The sequence below is a fragment of the Thermoanaerobacterium sp. RBIITD genome (genome assembly GCF_900205865.1).
GTDB lineage: Bacteria > Bacillota > Thermoanaerobacteria > Thermoanaerobacterales > Thermoanaerobacteraceae > Thermoanaerobacterium.
Genome location: NZ_LT906662.1, coordinates 3269727 through 3285949, shown reverse-complemented (window position 1 = coordinate 3285949; position 16223 = coordinate 3269727). Strand labels below are relative to the sequence as shown.

The window sequence follows — 16223 nt, the reverse complement described above, 5'->3', positions numbered from 1 at the left end:
AATAAATGATTACTGCACAGCAGGTAAAAGAACTAAGAGAACGTACCGGCGCAGGTATGATGGATTGCAAAAGAGCACTAACAGATTCTAATGGTGATATTGAAAAAGCAATAGACTTATTACGGGAAAGAGGATTAGCAGCAGCAGCTAAAAAGGCAGGGAGAGTTGCTAATGAAGGTCTCGTTGAATCATATGTACATGGTGGTGGAAGAATCGGTGTACTTGTTGAAGTAAATTGCGAGACGGATTTTGTTGCAAATACGGATGATTTTAAATCTTTTGTTAAAGAAATATGTATGCAAATAGCTGCGGCAAATCCACAATACATAAAAAAAGAAGATGTGCCACAAGAAGTTCTTGACAAAGAGAGAGAAATATTAAGAGTACAATCATTAAACGAAGGAAAGCCTGAAAAGGTCATTGAAAAAATTATTGAGGGTCGTCTTGAAAAGTTTTATAAAGAAAACTGTCTTTTAGAGCAGTTATATATAAGAGATGATAAGAAGACTATAAAAGACCTACTCAATGAAACAATAGCAAAACTTGGCGAGAATATAATAATTAGGAGATTTGCAAGATTTGAAAGAGGAGAGGGTATTGAAAATTCTTCTGAAGAATAATAAAATTAAATAGGCAACCTAAATAGATGGGACACGGTTGTGTCCCATTTTTAATAAATTAAGAAGGATTTTTTATATTTTTATAGAATTAATAAATGAGGTGTTTAAATGACTACAAAATATAAACGTATAATTCTTAAAATATCTGGCGAAGCTTTATCTGGGAATACAGGTTTTGGAATTGATTTTGAAACAGTTAATTTAATCGCTGACCAGATTAAAGAAGTAAAAGAGATGGGTGTACAGATAGGTATGGTTGTTGGAGGTGGTAACATATGGAGAGGTAGAGAGGGAATTGGAATGGATAGAACTACAGCCGACCATATGGGTATGCTTGCAACAGTAATAAATTCTCTTGCATTGCAGGATGCATTAGAACAACGCGGAGTGGAAACAAGGGTGCAAACAGCTATTGAGATGAGACAAATAGCTGAACCATATATTAGAAGGCGAGCAATAAGGCACCTTGAAAAGGGTAGAGTAGTAATTTTTGCTGCAGGTACTGGAAATCCATTCTTTTCAACGGATACAACAGCGTCATTAAGAGCTGCCGAAATTGATGCCGAGGTAATTCTACTTGCTAAAAAAGTTGATGGTGTTTATGACAAAGATCCAGTAAAGTTTAATGACGCAATAAAATTTGATACACTTACATATCTTGATGTATTAAATAAGGGTCTTGGCGTAATGGATTCCACAGCAACATCATTATGTATGGATAATAAAATACCTATAATTGTTTTTAATTTAACTGTTCCAGGTAACATTAAAAATGTTATTATGGGGCATAAGATAGGAACGCTCGTTAAGGAGGGGTAATAAAATGGGAGATTTATTAAAAAACACCGAAGAAAAGATGAAAAAGTCTCTTGCTGTTCTGAAAAATGAATTAGTGTCAATTAGAGCAGGTAGAGCTAATCCTTCATTGCTTGATAGAATTTCAATTGATTATTATGGTACTATGACACCTATAAATAAGATTGCTTCAATAACAGCTCCAGAACCAAAACTAATTATAATACAGCCTTGGGATACATCAAAAATATCAGAAATAGAAAAAGCCATACAGAAATCTGATTTAAATATAAACCCTACATCAGATGGAAAAATTATAAGGCTCGTATTTCCTGATTTAACAGAAGAAAGAAGAAAGGAACTTGTTAAGCTCGTACACAAAAAAGGAGAAGAAGCAAAAGTAGCTGTAAGACAGATTAGAAGGGAAGCAAATGATACTATAAAAAAGATGGATAAAAATGGAGAAATTTCTGAAGATGAAAGATTAAAAAATGAAGAAAGTGTACAGAAGCTAACAGACAAATACATAAAAGAAATAGATAAAGTTCTTGAACAAAAAGAGAAGGAGATTATGGAAGTTTGATAGATATAATTGGTTATGATTTGGATATCGCTAAGAAGATGCTTTTAAATAACAAAGTAAAATTTGAAATAATAGAAACAAAGCCAACAAAGATATATAACGGCTATCAATATCGAGTAATTAGAACTAAAATTTACAATGATATTTTAAAGGTAACAATTTCTAAATTTTAACCCCCTCAAATGAGGGGGTATTGCCCATATTATAAGGAGGAAAATTAATGAGTTTTCTATTTAATCAAAAAAAGGACGTGGCTAAGAAAACAGGAGAAAAAATAGATATGAGCAATATACCTCAGCATATAGCTATAATTATGGATGGGAATGGTAGATGGGCAAAAAAAAGAGGATTAGTGAGAAGTCTTGGTCACAGAGCTGGCATGGAAGCTGTTAAAAGAGTTGTAAAAGCGTCATCCGAAATAGGTGTTAAATATCTAACACTATATGCTTTTTCAACTGAAAACTGGAAAAGACCTGTTGATGAAATAAATAGTCTAATGAATCTTTTAATAGAATATCTTGGAAGAGAAATTGATGAGCTCAATAGAAATAATGTTAAAATAAATTTTATAGGTGATATATCTAAAATACCAGATAAATGTAAAAGCAAAATAGAAGAAGCGGAAAAAATTACAATGAATAATTCAGGCCTCGTGCTTAACATTGCGTTGAATTACGGTGGAAAGGATGAAATTGTAAACGCAGTTAAAAATATATGTAAATCTATTTTGGAGGGTAAACTGAATTTATCAGACATTGATGAAAATGTTGTAAGTAATAATTTATATACAGCAGGACAGCCTGACCCTGATTTAATTATAAGACCAAGTGGCGAATTAAGGATTAGTAATTTCATGTTATGGCAATCGGCATATTCTGAATTATGGTTTTCTGATATATTGTGGCCTGATTTTGATAAAGAGAATCTTATTGATGCAATAGCTGATTATCAAAAAAGAAATAGACGATTTGGCGGCATATAAATGAGGGGTTGAATATATGTTAAAAACAAGAATTGCAAGTGCGCTCATTGGGCTACCATTAGTTTTTTTTGCATTGTTAATGGGGGGCTTGTATTTAAGATTTTTTTTAATTATTATAAGTTTGATAGGTCTATATGAATTTTATACCGTATTTGACAATATTGATATAAAACCTATTAAATATGTCGGGTATTTATCAATTTTATTTTTTTATATAACTGAATATTCAATCAAGACTGCTGATTCAATTATCATAATATTAATGGCTATTTTTGCTATGCCTGTGTTAAACAAAAAATATAATATAAGGGATGTATCCATAACTATAATAGGTGTATTATATATGATATTTTTTTCGTACATAGGAAAACTAAGAGAATTGGATAATGGTTATTTACTTGTTTGGTTTATTTTTATTATCTCATGGCTAACAGATACATCAGCATATTTTTGGGGTAAATTTTTGGGAAAAAATAAGTTATGTCCTTCAATAAGTCCAAATAAGACTTTGGAAGGGTCGATTGGAGGCTTAATAGGAGCGATAATTGGAAGCATTGTTTTTACTTTTCTTTTCTATGAAAAACTTAAATTAAATATATTTTTAGTGATAGTCTTAAGCTTAATTGGAAGTATAGTAGCACAAATAGGAGATCTTTTTGCATCATCAGTAAAAAGAAATTGTCACATAAAGGATTATGGTAAAATAATCCCTGGCCATGGTGGAATTCTTGACAGATTTGATAGTATATTATATGTAGCACCTTATTTATATCTTTTCTTTACTTATGTACATAGGTGAAAGGAGTTAATTATGAAAAATATAGTTATATTGGGTTCCACTGGTTCAATTGGGACTCAAACACTTGATGTAGTTAGAAAATCAAATGAATTTCGTGTTTTAGGTTTGACATGTTATAATAATATAGAATTAATAAAGGAACAAATAGATGAGTTTAAACCTCAAATTGTCGCAGTTAAAGATACTGAAAAAGCAAAAGAATTAGAAAATATTATTGATACAAGAACAAAAGTATTATCAGGTGAAGATGGGATAAATGAAGTTGCAATGTATGATAATGTACAAACAGTTGTCGTAGCAATTGAAGGTATGGCGGCACTTGTGCCTACAATTAAAGCAATAGAATCAGGACACAATATAGCACTTGCAAATAAAGAATGCTTAGTTACAGGTGGGCATATAATTACAAAACTCGCAAATAAATATAATGTTAAGATACTACCCGTTGACAGTGAGCATAATGCCATATTTCAGTGCTTGCAAAACAATAAAAAAGAATTTGTAAATAGATTGATTATTACAGCTTCTGGGGGACCATTTAAGGGCAAATCTATTGATGAATTAAAAAACGTTACAGTCGAAGAAGCATTAAAACATCCAAATTGGAGTATGGGGAAAAAAATAACTATTGATTCGGCTACACTAATGAATAAGGGGTTTGAAGTTATAGAAGCAAAATGGCTTTTTGATATATCATTAGACAAAATTGATGTTGTAGTACATAAAGAAAGTGTTGTACATTCAATGGTTGAATTTATAGATGGGAGTATTATTGCTGAAATGGCAACAGCTGATATGAGAATACCAATTCAATATGCTTTATATTATCCTGATAGAGAATATATAGAGGGTATCAGATATTTAGATTTTACTGAAATAGGAAAGTTAACCTTTGAAAAACCAGATATTAAGACTTTTAAATGCCTTCAATTAGCATATGAAGCTATAAAAGAAGGCGGAACCATGACAACAGTATTAAATACGGCAGATGAAGTTGCTGTACATCTATTTTTACAAAAACATATTAATTTTGTAGATATTCCCCAAATTATAGAACGATACATGTATAAACATAAAAATATCATGAATCCTGATTTAAATGATATACTAGAAGTAGATAAAAATATTAGGGAAGAAATTCTTAACGAATATTTGAGGTGATATTTTGATAATACTTTTTTACATTTTTGTAAGTCTTATTGTTCTTAGCATACTTGTCATGATACACGAATTCGGACATTTTATTATGGCAAAAATATCAGGGACAAAGGTAAATGAATTTTCTATCGGCTTTGGTCCAAGATTATTTGTAAAAAAATATGGTGATACAGAGTATTCATTTAGAATACTATTGTTTGGTGGTTACTGTGCATTAGCAGGTGAAGATGAAAAATCGAATGATAGAAGGGCAGTAACGAATCAGCCATGGTATATAAGATTGGGTATATTTGCAGCTGGACCATTAATGAATATTGCTATGACATTTGTCCTATTGTTTTTAGTCTTTTATATTGTGGGAAGTCCAATACCTACTGTTAAAACAGTTATGGAGGGATATCCAGCACAAAAAGCTGGTATTTTGCCTGGTGACAAAATTGTTATGGTCAACGACACAAAAATAAATGACTGGAATTCTTTGGAGAATATCATTAATTCTAATAACGGTGTTGAATTAAAGTTTACTATTAAAAGAGATAATATAACATTAACGAAAAATATAGTGCCAAATTATGATAAAAAAGCTTCAAAACCAATGATTGGAATAATACCACAATATGAAAGATCAATATATTTAGCGATAAAAATAGGGATTCAGCAGACCATATATTTTTCTAAAATGATTATAGCATCATTGTATATGCTAGTATCCGGTAAAGTTTCAGCAAACGACCTTATGGGTCCAGTTGGAATTGTACAGGCGGTCGGCACTGTAGCAAGGACAGGATTTTTAAATTTGATGACATTTGCAGCATTAATAAGTGTCAACTTGGGGTTATTCAATTTATTGCCATTTCCTGCACTTGATGGAGGTAGAATTCTCTTTGTCATAATAGAGGGATTAAGAGGTAAACCTGTGGACCCTGAAAAAGAAGGATTTGTTCATTATATTGGTTTTATATTATTGATAGCTCTTATGCTTTTTGCGACATATAGAGATTTAATCAGAATAAATATATTTAAATGATTAGGTGATTATATGAGAAAAAAAACAAAAGAAATAAAGATAGGAAATATAAAAATCGGAGGGAATAATCCTATCGCGGTACAATCTATGACAAATACAGATACAAGGGATGTAAAAAAGACTATAAATCAAATAATAGACCTTCAAAATGCAGGATGCAATATAATCAGAGTAGCGGTTCTTGATATGGATGCTGCAAAGGCTATAAAAGAAATAAAAAGGGAAATAAATATACCAATTGTCGCAGATATTCATTTTGATTATAAGCTTGCGATTGAAGCTATTTTAAATGGAGCTGACAAAATCAGAATAAATCCAGGAAATATTGGTGGTGAAGACAAAATAAAATTAGTTGTGGATGCTGCCAAAGATAATGGTGTTCCTATTCGTGTTGGTGTAAATTCAGGATCTTTAGAGAAGGGTATTTTAAATAAATATGGTGGTGTTACATCAGAAGGAATCGTAGAAAGTGCTTTAAAAAATGTTTCTTTACTAGAAAAGTACGGTTTTTATGATATAGTAATTTCTTTAAAAACATCAAGTGTTCCTTTAACAATAGAATCATATAAATTGATTTCAGAAAAAGTCGCTTATCCTCTTCATGTCGGTGTTACAGAAGCTGGGACATCATTTTCTGGAACAATAAAATCTGCAATTGGAATTGGAAGTCTTTTATATTTAGGGATTGGCGATACTATAAGAGTTTCATTAACAGGTGACCCAATTGAAGAGGTCAGAGTTGGGAGGCAAATCTTAAGATCACTAGGATTATTAAAAGAAGGTATAGAACTTATTTCATGTCCAACATGTGGTAGAACTAAAATTAATTTAATAGATTTAGCTAAAAAAGTTGAAGAGTTAACAAGGGATATAAAGCAAAATGTAAAAATTGCTGTTATGGGATGTGCAGTTAATGGACCAGGCGAAGCAAGAGAAGCTGATATAGGTATTGCAGGTGGTGCTGGTGAAGGACTTATTTTTAAGCATGGTAAAGTATATAAAAAGGTACCCGAAGATAAGCTTCTTGACGAGTTTATGAAAGAATTACGCAATGTATTAAAGGAGAATACTTTATGATATCTGTTATTGTGCCGGCATATAATGAAGAAAAAAACATAAAGAATGTTTTATGTATACTAGAACATATTGACGTTATTGGTGAAATAATTGTTGTTAATGATGGTTCAACAGATAATACTGCAAAAGTTGCAAGCAACTTTAATGTAACAATAGTTAATCAAGAAAAAAATATGGGAAAGGGTGCTGCCATAAAAATAGGCATTCAAAAATCTATTGGTGATATAATTGTAATGCTTGATGCAGATCTTGTAGGATTAACAGAAAATCATTTTAAAAAACTTGTAGAACCAATTTTAGATAATAATGCTGATATGACAATAGGAATATTTTCATCGGGTAGAAAAACCACTGATTGGGCACAAAAAATCGCACCTTTTTTATCGGGCCAAAGGGCTATGAAAAAAAAATTATTTATGGAATTCATTGAAGAAAAAAATATTGATGTATGCAAATATGGCTTGGAAGTTGCTCTAACAAAATATGCTAAGTCGAAAAAATTAAGGGTGCAACATGTCCCATTTGAAAACATGACACATATTATGAAAGAAGAAAAATTAGGACTTATAAGGGGCTTTTATTCAAGATTAAAAATGTATAGAGATATATTAAAAGTTTGGATATAAGGGGGTATAGAAATGTTACCTTCTTTTTTAAAAGAAGATTTTGAGATAAATAATATAGATATAAAAAGAATATGCCTATCAATAAAACAAAAAAAACTTATTGTCTTCTTGCCTTTTACGTTAAAAAACGATATTGATGCATTAAAAAAATTAAAATCAGCTATTAAATCAAAAATTCCATTATTAGATAACATTGAGTTCCGATTTGAAAGACTGCAAATTGACAGAATTGATGCTTTAATTAAAAAATATTGGGACAGTATCATAAAAGAAACAAGTGAAAGATATCCTGGCACATTAAGCTTTATCAAGTCTTGTGATGTATACTGCGATGATGAACATATTGTGATTAAAGCTTCAAATGAATTAGCATACAATTTTTTAAAAAAGAATAAGATTGATTTATATATGTGTGAAGTAATAAAGAGACATTACGATATAACTGCAAAAATCGAGTTAACTCTCGATAAAACAATAAATAATATTATAAAGGAAAAAATACAGAAAGATGAAGAGAAATTTGCACAGGACATTATTACAACGAATTTTGAAGAAGATCAGCATAAAATTCACGAAAATATAGCAGATACAACAAAAGTTTTACTTGGAAAAGAAATCAAATCTGATATAACAAAGATATCAGAAATTACCCAAGAAGGTGACGATATTACAATTGAAGGGGAAATATTCACAATAGATTTTAAAGAAATTAAGTCAAAATATCTTATGACTTTTGATATAACTGATCATACATCATCATTTTCTGTTAAGGCATTCTTAAATGAGGAAAAATACAACATAATAAAGGATAATTTAAAAATAAATAGCTATGTAAAAGTAAGAGGAACAGTAATATATGATAAATATGAAAGGGATCTTATAATAAATGCAAAAGATATAGAATTAGCTGAAAAGAAGATAAGAGTTGACAATGCACCTACAAAAAGAGTAGAACTACATGTACATACCCAGATGAGCAGCATGGATGGAGTAAGTTCGGCAGAGTCTCTAATTAAAAGGGCACATGAATGGGGCCACAAAGCTATAGCTATTACAGATCATGCCGTTTTGCAAGCATATCCTGAAGCACAGGCTGCAGCTAAAAAATATGGTATAAAAGTGATTTATGGAGTTGAAGGGTATCTTGTTAATGACGGCGTACCAATCATTTCAGGAATTTGTGATGGAACTTTTGACGATGAGTTTGTTGTGTTTGATATAGAAACAACTGGCCTTTCAAGTATAAATGATAAAATTATTGAAATAGGTGCAGTTAAGATTAAAAATATGGAGGTTATAGATACTTTTGAAACATTCATAAATCCTCAAACACATATATCGAATTTTATAACAAAATTAACTGGAATAAATGATACAATGGTTAAAGATTATCCTACAATAGATGAGATATTGCCTAGATTTATCGAATTTATAAAAGGCGCAATACTCGTTGCACACAATGCTAATTTTGATGTTACTTTTATAAAAACAAAAGCAAAAAATATGGGTATTGAAATTAATAATGCAGTACTTGACACACTTGAATTAAGTAGGCATATGTACAGCAATCTAAAAAATTATAAACTTGATACAGTAGCAGAATATCTCGGAGTAAATCTTGAAAATCACCACAGGGCTGTAGATGACGCAAAAGCTACGGCCGAAATATTCTTAAAAAGTATAAATGAGTTGAAAAATAATGGCATATATAATGTTGTAGATGTAAATACTTACTTAAAAAATAAAGTGGATATAAAAAAAATGCCTTCATATCATGTGATAATACTTGTTAAAAATCAAAAAGGATTAAAAAATTTATATGAGATGGTATCTAAATCAAACCTTGAATACTACCATAGAAATCCTAGAATACCTAAAAGCCTTTTAACTCAAATGCGAGATGGCCTCCTTATTGGTTCAGCCTGTGAACAGGGAGAAGTATTTAGAGCAATAGTTGCTAATTATGATAATAATAAATTAAATGATATAATTAACTTCTATGATTACCTTGAAATTCAACCAATAGGTAATAACGAATTTTTAATCGAAAAAGGTGAAGTCAAAAATATAGACGAACTAAAGAAGATAAATAAACGAATATTTGATCTAGGTAAACAAAATAATAAACCTGTTGTTGCTACATGTGATGTGCACTTTTTAGAGCCATGGGATGATGTATATAGAAAAATTTTAATGTATGGAAAGGGATTTAAGGATTCGAATAGACAACCACCGCTTTATTTTAGAACAACTGATGAAATGTTGGATGAATTTAATTACTTTGAAAGAGACATAGCGAAGGAAGTTGTTATAGATAATCCTAACAAAATAGCAGATTTAATAGACGATGTAAAACCGATACCTGATGGTACATTTCCCCCATCTATTGAAGGAGCAGAAGAAGAATTAAAAAATATAACAATCAGAAAAGCACATGAAATTTATGGAGATATATTACCGGATATTGTCGAGAAAAGATTACAAAAAGAACTAAATTCTATAATTAATAATGGATATGCTGTAATGTATATAATTGCTCAAAAGCTCGTTACTAAGTCTTTAAATGATGGATATCTTGTCGGTTCAAGAGGTTCTGTCGGTTCTTCTTTTGTTGCTACAATGAGCGGCATTACAGAAGTAAATCCGTTACCACCTCATTATGTTTGCCCTAAATGCAAACATTCGGAATTTGTATTAAATAGCAGCTATGGCTCTGGTGTCGATATGCCCGATAAAAATTGTCCAAATTGTAATATAAAAATGAAAAAAGATGGCCATGATATACCGTTTGAAGTATTTCTTGGGTTTGAAGGTGATAAAGAGCCTGATATTGATTTAAATTTCTCAGGTGAATACCAACCAATAGCACATAAATATACAGAAGAAATATTTGGTGTCGGACATGTTTTTAGAGCAGGTACAATAGGAACACTGGCTGATAAAACGGCTTATGGATTTGTAAAGAAATATTTTGAAGAAAAAAATATAGTAACACATAATGCTGAGATTCGGCGACTCGTTGCTGGGTGTACTGGTGTAAAAAGAACTACCGGGCAACATCCTGGAGGTGTAATGGTAGTTCCCAAAGATAAAAGTATCTATGAATTTACTCCTATACAACACCCTGCAGATGCCCAAGATACGGATATCATAACTACACATTTTGACTATCATTCTATTAGTGGCAGATTACTTAAACTTGATATTTTAGGTCATGATGATCCTACTGTGATAAGGATGTTAGAAGATTTAACAGGCTTAGATGCAAGAAAAATACCGCTTGATGATAAAGAAACTATGAGCTTATTTACTAGTGTTGATGCTCTTCATATAAAACCAGAAGATATAAATTGCAATGTAGGCACATTAGGTTTACCTGAATTTGGGACAAGGTTTGTAAGGCAAATGCTTGTTGATACTAAACCAACAACTTTTGCTGAACTTGTAAGAATCAGTGGACTGTCACATGGTACAGATGTATGGCTTAATAATGCACAGGATATAATAAAAGAGGGAAAAGCTACTCTTAAAGAAGTAATATCAACAAGAGATGATATAATGCTTTTTCTTATAAGTAAAGGAATGGATAAAAAATTATCATTTAAAATAATGGAAAGTGTCCGTAAAGGAAAGGGTATAAAAGAAGAAGAAATTGAAGAGATGAAAAAGCATAATGTCCCTGAGTGGTTTATTGAATCATGTAAAAAAATTAAATATATGTTTCCTAAAGCACATGCAGTAGCATATGTAATAATGGCATTTAGAATTGCATATTTCAAAGTACATTATCCTGAAGCATTTTATGCTACATATTTTACTGTTAGAGCAGATGAATTTAATCTTGATATAATGAATTCATTAGAAAAAATAAAAGAAAATATAAAGTTAATCGAAGCCAAAGGAAATAATGCCACAGCAAAAGAAAAGGGACAATTAACAATATTAGAAATTGGACTTGAAATGTATTTAAGAGGATTTAAGTTTATTAATGTGGATTTATATAAATCAGATGCACTAAAGTTTTTAATAACAGATGAAGGTATTTTACCACCGCTAAATTCATTAGAAGGTATAGGAAAGCAAGCTGCAAAAATAATTGCTGAAGAAAGATGTAATGGTAAATTCTCATCTATAGAAGATCTTAGAAATAGAACTAGAATAAGTAAAACAGCTATAGATATCTTAAAAAATCATGGATGCCTTGATAATATGCCAGAATCTAATCAATTAAGTTTATTTTAATATTGCATTGGCAAATGGTGTATGTTATAATTGTTATGGCAAAATAGGGATTAAACTTGAGAGTGGGATTTCCCACTCTTTCATATTATATAATTTAAATTTAAACAAAAGATAAAAATAAAAATAAGGAGGTTTTAAGATTGTCAAAAATAGAAGAGTTAACAAAAAATCTTGTAATTCCTGCAATCGAAGAAAATAATTTTGAACTTGTTGATGTCGAATATAAAAAAGAAGGCAATAATTGGTATTTGAGAGTATATATAGACAAAGATGGAGGCATAACATTGGACGATTGCCAAATTATAAGTGAATATCTTAGTGAAAAACTTGATGAAGTTGACCCTATAGAGAATAGTTATATACTAGAAGTATCATCGCCCGGTATTGACAGGCCTCTTAAAACTAAAAAGGATTATGACAAATTTAAAGGTAATTTAGTTGAAGTATCACTTTATCAATCAATTGACAAAAAAAAGAAATATGAAGGTGAGCTTGTTGGCTTGATTGATAGTAAAGTTGTAATCTCTGATAAGGGTATTCAGCGAGAATTTGACATTAAGAATGTAAGTCTTGTTAAACCTGTGATTAAATTTTAAATAAAAGGAGGGGATATAATTGAACAGCGAATTTATCGAGGCATTAGACCAAATATGTAAAGACAAGGGTATTTCAAAAGACACAATGTTTGATGCAATTGAAGCTGCACTTGTGTCAGCATTTAAGAAGAATTATGGCACATCACAGAATGTAAAAGTAACAATGGACAGAGAAACCGGTGATGTGAAAGTTTTCGCTCAAAAAACTGTTGTAGAAAATTTATATAATGATTTACTTGAAATAAGCCTTGAGGATGCTCAAAAACTAAATAAAAAGTATCGAGTAGGCGATATAGTAGATATCGAAGTAACCCCGAGGTCCTTTGGCAGAATAGCTGCACAAAATGCAAAGCAAGTTGTTGTACAGAGAATAAGGGAAGCGGAACGTGGTATAATATATGAAGATTTTTTAAGTAAAGAATCCGAAGTGGTAACAGGTATTGTCGAGAGGATAGAAAGAAAAAACGTCTTAATTGATTTAGGAAAAGCTGAAGCAACTTTGACGCCAAATGAACAAATACCAAATGAAACATATAATCATGGAGATAGGATCAAGGTTTATATTGTTGAAGTTAAAAAAACAACAAAAGGTCCACAAATACTTATTTCACGTTCACACCCTGGGTTAGTAAAAAGATTGTTTGAAGTGGAAGTTCCAGAATTACAACAAGGTATTGTAGAAATAAGAAGTATTTCAAGAGAGCCAGGTTCAAGAACAAAGATGGCTGTGTATGCTAAAGACGAAAATGTCGATCCTGTAGGCTCTTGTGTTGGATATAAAGGCGCAAGGGTTCAAGCCGTTGTTAATGAACTAAAAGGTGAAAAAATTGATATAGTAAAATGGAGTTCAAAACCACAGGAATTCGTAACAAATGCATTAAGTCCTGCAAAAGTATTGAGTATTGATATAGATGAAAAAGAAAAAATAGCTAAAGTTATTGTGCCAGATTATCAACTTTCACTTGCTATAGGTAAAGAGGGGCAGAATGTAAGGTTGGCTGCTAAGTTAACAGGATGGAAAATTGATATAACAAGCGAATCAATGACTCAAACTTAATTTTGGGGTGATATGTATGAAAGCTAAAAAAGTGCCAATGAGAATGTGTCTTGGTTGCCAAGAAATGAAGCCCAAAAAAGAGTTATTAAGAATTGTAAAAAAAGCTCATAGCGATGATGTACAAGTTGACCTAACAGGAAAAATTTCTGGTAGAGGCTGTTATGTATGTAGAAATATAGATTGTCTTGAAAAGGCATTAAAATCAAAACGAATTGAAAAGGCACTGGAATGTCCTTTGCCAGAGAATCTTGTTGATATAATAAGAAAAGAGGTTGTTAATGAACAATAAGTTATACTCAATGCTCGGGATATGTAGAAAATCTGGTAATTTATTTATTGGAAGTTTTAGAGTTGAAAAAAGTATTAATGATTCTAAATCGTATTTAGTTATTATATCTTGTGATGCGTCAAACAATACAAAGGAAAAATTTATAAATTTATGTAAAACCAAAAATGTACCTTACTTACTTATAGGCAATAAAGAGCTAATAGGAAAAAGTATTGGAAAAAATGATGTAGCTGTGGTAAGTATAGCAGATGTTCATCTATCAAATAAAATAATAAATCTAGCAAAGGAGGTACTAACTGGTGGAGGTGAATGAAATGTCAAAAACAAGAGTTTATGAGTTGGCAAAGGAATTGAAATTAACAAGCAAAGAACTTATATCCAAATTAAATGAACTTGACATAAATGTAAAAAACCATATGAGTACACTTGAAGATGATGAAGTCAGTCTTATAATAGATTTATTGTCTGAAAAACCAGAATCAGATAATGATAATGATGATTTGGATGGATACGATGAAATTAAAGAAAAGCCCTCAAAAAAATCTACAAAAAAATCTAAAAAAAGTAAAAATAAAGGGGAAAAAAATATTGTAGCAGAGAAGGCCGATGACACTGTAAAAATAATTTCTATACCGTCATTTATCACGGTAAAAGACCTTTCTGAGAAAATGAAGATAAATCCATCAGATATTATTAAAAAATTAATATCGAGAGGAATAATGGTTACAATAAACCAACAAATTGATTATGATAGCGCAGCACAGATAGCAGAAGAGTATGGATTTTTATTAGATAAAAAAGAAGAAGACGTAGATAATCTTGAAATAGTTGATAAAGAAGATGACGAAAAAGATTTGCGTTTAAGGCCACCTGTTGTAACTGTTATGGGCCATGTTGATCATGGTAAAACATCTCTTCTCGACGCTATAAGAAAAACAAAGGTAACACAACATGAAGCAGGCGGTATAACACAACATATAGGCGCATCTGTTGTTGAAATAAATGGCAAAAAGATAGTATTTCTTGATACGCCTGGGCATGAGGCATTTACTGCAATGAGGGCAAGAGGAGCCAGCGTTACAGATATAGCAGTTTTAGTTGTTGCTGCAGATGATGGTGTAATGCCGCAAACGATTGAAGCTATAAATCATGCTAAAGCAGCAAATGTACCTATAATTGTGGCTATAAATAAAATTGATAAGCCTAATGCGAATCCTGATAGAGTGAAACAGGAATTAGCAGAACAGGGTTTAGTACCAGAAGATTGGGGCGGTAACACAATTTGCGTTAATGTTTCGGCACAAAAGAAAATAGGTCTCGATGACCTTCTTGAAATGATACTTCTAGAAGCTGAAATGTTGGAACTTAAAGCAAATCCAAATAGATCTGCAAGGGGTACAATCATCGAAGCTCAGCTTGATAAAAGTAGGGGACCTGTTGCAACTGTATTAGTACAAAAAGGTACTTTAAAGACTGGAGATATTATTATAGCTGGAACAGCTTACGGAAAAGTAAGGGCGATGTTTGACGACAAAGGAAGAAAAATTAAAAAGGCGGCACCATCAATTCCAGTCGAAGTACTTGGACTTTCTGATGTACCAGAGGCCGGTGATATACTTGTAGTGCTTGACGATGAAAAAAAAGCTCGTTCTATATCCGAAAAGCGAAAAGAAAAGCAGAGGGAAGAAGAAATAAAGCAAAAACAAAAAATCTCTCTTGACGAATTATTTAATCAGATAAAGGAAGGTAATGTAAAAGAGCTTAACCTGATATTAAAAGCAGATGTTCAAGGTTCTGTTGAAGCATTAAAAAAATCAATAGAACAATTAAGCAATGAAGAAGTCAGAATTAAAGTCATACATGGTGCTGTTGGAGCAATTACTGAAACTGATGTAATGTTTGCATCTGCTTCAAATGCAATAATTATAGGGTTTAACGTAAGACCTGATGGAAATGCAAAATCATTGGCTGAAAAGGAAAAAGTTGATATAAGATTATACAGAATAATATATGATGCAATAGATGATTTAAAAGCTGCTATGAAAGGCATGCTAGAACCAGAATTTAAAGAGAAAGAGCTCGGAAAGGCTGAAGTCAGAGCAATCTTTAGAGTACCAGGTGTTGGAAATGTAGCAGGGTGTTATGTTACTGAGGGGAAAATAACTAGAAATGCTGATATTAGAGTTGTTAGAGATGGTATTGTAATCTTCGAAGGCAAAATTTCATCACTTAAAAGATTCAAGGACGATGTCAAGGAAGTACAAGAAGGTTTTGAGTGCGGAATTGGAATAGAAAGATTTAATGATATCAAAGAGGGCGATGTATTTGAAGCATATCAAATGGAGGAAATACCACGTTGAAAGGATGAATCA

At 31.4% G+C, this 16223-nt stretch carries 16 protein-coding genes; all 16 read left to right on the top strand.

Going from position 1 to position 16223, the window contains the following annotated elements; genetic code table 11:
- Nucleotides 1-5 precede the first annotated feature (5 nt).
- The 16 genes from tsf (at nt 6) to infB (ending at nt 16211) form a co-directional block, all read left to right on the top strand.
- Nucleotides 6-620: a translation elongation factor Ts gene (gene tsf, locus CPG45_RS16015; protein ID WP_096233185.1), complete on the top strand. Its 615-nt coding sequence runs from the start codon at nt 6-8 to the stop codon at nt 618-620.
- Nucleotides 621-728: 108 nt separating this feature from the next.
- On the top strand, nt 729-1439 hold the full coding sequence (gene pyrH / locus CPG45_RS16010; RefSeq protein ID WP_096233183.1) for a UMP kinase: 711 nt from the start codon (nt 729-731) through the stop codon (nt 1437-1439).
- Between the two features lie 4 nt (nt 1440-1443).
- The gene (gene frr, locus CPG45_RS16005) at nt 1444-1998 is read left to right on the top strand and encodes a ribosome recycling factor (protein ID WP_096233182.1); all 555 of its coding nucleotides are present in this window, start codon (nt 1444-1446) and stop codon (nt 1996-1998) included.
- A complete protein-coding gene (locus CPG45_RS17050; RefSeq protein WP_172856603.1) occupies nt 1995-2171 on the top strand; it encodes a hypothetical protein in 177 nt (58 codons plus the stop codon). The genes frr and CPG45_RS17050 overlap by 4 nt, the downstream gene beginning before the upstream one ends.
- A 47-nt stretch (nt 2172-2218) precedes the next feature.
- The gene (uppS, locus tag CPG45_RS16000) at nt 2219-2980 is read left to right on the top strand and encodes an undecaprenyl pyrophosphate synthase (RefSeq protein ID WP_096233180.1); all 762 of its coding nucleotides are present in this window, start codon (nt 2219-2221) and stop codon (nt 2978-2980) included.
- 16 nt (nt 2981-2996) lie between these two features.
- Nucleotides 2997-3779, top strand: a complete 783-nt coding sequence (locus CPG45_RS15995; RefSeq protein WP_096233178.1) for a phosphatidate cytidylyltransferase — start codon at nt 2997-2999, stop codon at nt 3777-3779.
- Nucleotides 3780-3791: 12 nt separating this feature from the next.
- Entirely contained in the window at nt 3792-4940 is a 1149-nt protein-coding gene (gene dxr / locus CPG45_RS15990) for a 1-deoxy-D-xylulose-5-phosphate reductoisomerase (RefSeq protein WP_096233176.1), read from the top strand.
- 7 nt (nt 4941-4947) lie between these two features.
- On the top strand, nt 4948-5964 hold the full coding sequence (gene rseP / locus CPG45_RS15985; protein WP_096233675.1) for an RIP metalloprotease RseP: 1017 nt from the start codon (nt 4948-4950) through the stop codon (nt 5962-5964).
- A 12-nt stretch (nt 5965-5976) separates the two neighbouring features.
- On the top strand, nt 5977-7041 hold the full coding sequence (gene ispG / locus CPG45_RS15980; RefSeq protein ID WP_096233174.1) for a flavodoxin-dependent (E)-4-hydroxy-3-methylbut-2-enyl-diphosphate synthase: 1065 nt from the start codon (nt 5977-5979) through the stop codon (nt 7039-7041).
- Nucleotides 7038-7667 carry a glycosyltransferase family 2 protein gene (locus tag CPG45_RS15975; protein ID WP_096233172.1) on the top strand — a complete coding sequence of 210 codons (630 nt, stop codon included), beginning with the start codon at nt 7038-7040 and terminating at the stop codon, nt 7665-7667. Before ispG ends, CPG45_RS15975 begins: the two co-directional genes overlap by 4 nt.
- A 12-nt stretch (nt 7668-7679) precedes the next feature.
- On the top strand, nt 7680-11909 hold the full coding sequence (locus CPG45_RS15970; protein WP_096233170.1) for a PolC-type DNA polymerase III: 4230 nt from the start codon (nt 7680-7682) through the stop codon (nt 11907-11909).
- A 140-nt stretch (nt 11910-12049) separates the two neighbouring features.
- Nucleotides 12050-12505: a ribosome maturation factor RimP gene (gene rimP, locus CPG45_RS15965; RefSeq protein WP_096233168.1), complete on the top strand. Its 456-nt coding sequence runs from the start codon at nt 12050-12052 to the stop codon at nt 12503-12505.
- Between the two features lie 19 nt (nt 12506-12524).
- Complete coding sequence (gene nusA / locus CPG45_RS15960; protein WP_096233166.1) at nt 12525-13562, top strand: transcription termination factor NusA; 1038 nt, start codon at nt 12525-12527, stop codon at nt 13560-13562.
- Between the two features lie 16 nt (nt 13563-13578).
- Nucleotides 13579-13851, top strand: coding sequence for an RNase P modulator RnpM (rnpM, locus tag CPG45_RS15955; protein ID WP_096233165.1), 273 nt, complete (start codon nt 13579-13581; stop codon nt 13849-13851).
- A complete protein-coding gene (locus CPG45_RS15950) occupies nt 13841-14164 on the top strand; it encodes a L7Ae/L30e/S12e/Gadd45 family ribosomal protein (protein WP_096233163.1) in 324 nt (107 codons plus the stop codon). Before rnpM ends, CPG45_RS15950 begins: the two co-directional genes overlap by 11 nt.
- Entirely contained in the window at nt 14151-16211 is a 2061-nt protein-coding gene (gene infB, locus CPG45_RS15945; RefSeq protein WP_096233161.1) for a translation initiation factor IF-2, read from the top strand. The genes CPG45_RS15950 and infB overlap by 14 nt, the downstream gene beginning before the upstream one ends.
- Nucleotides 16212-16223: the final 12 nt, after the last annotated feature.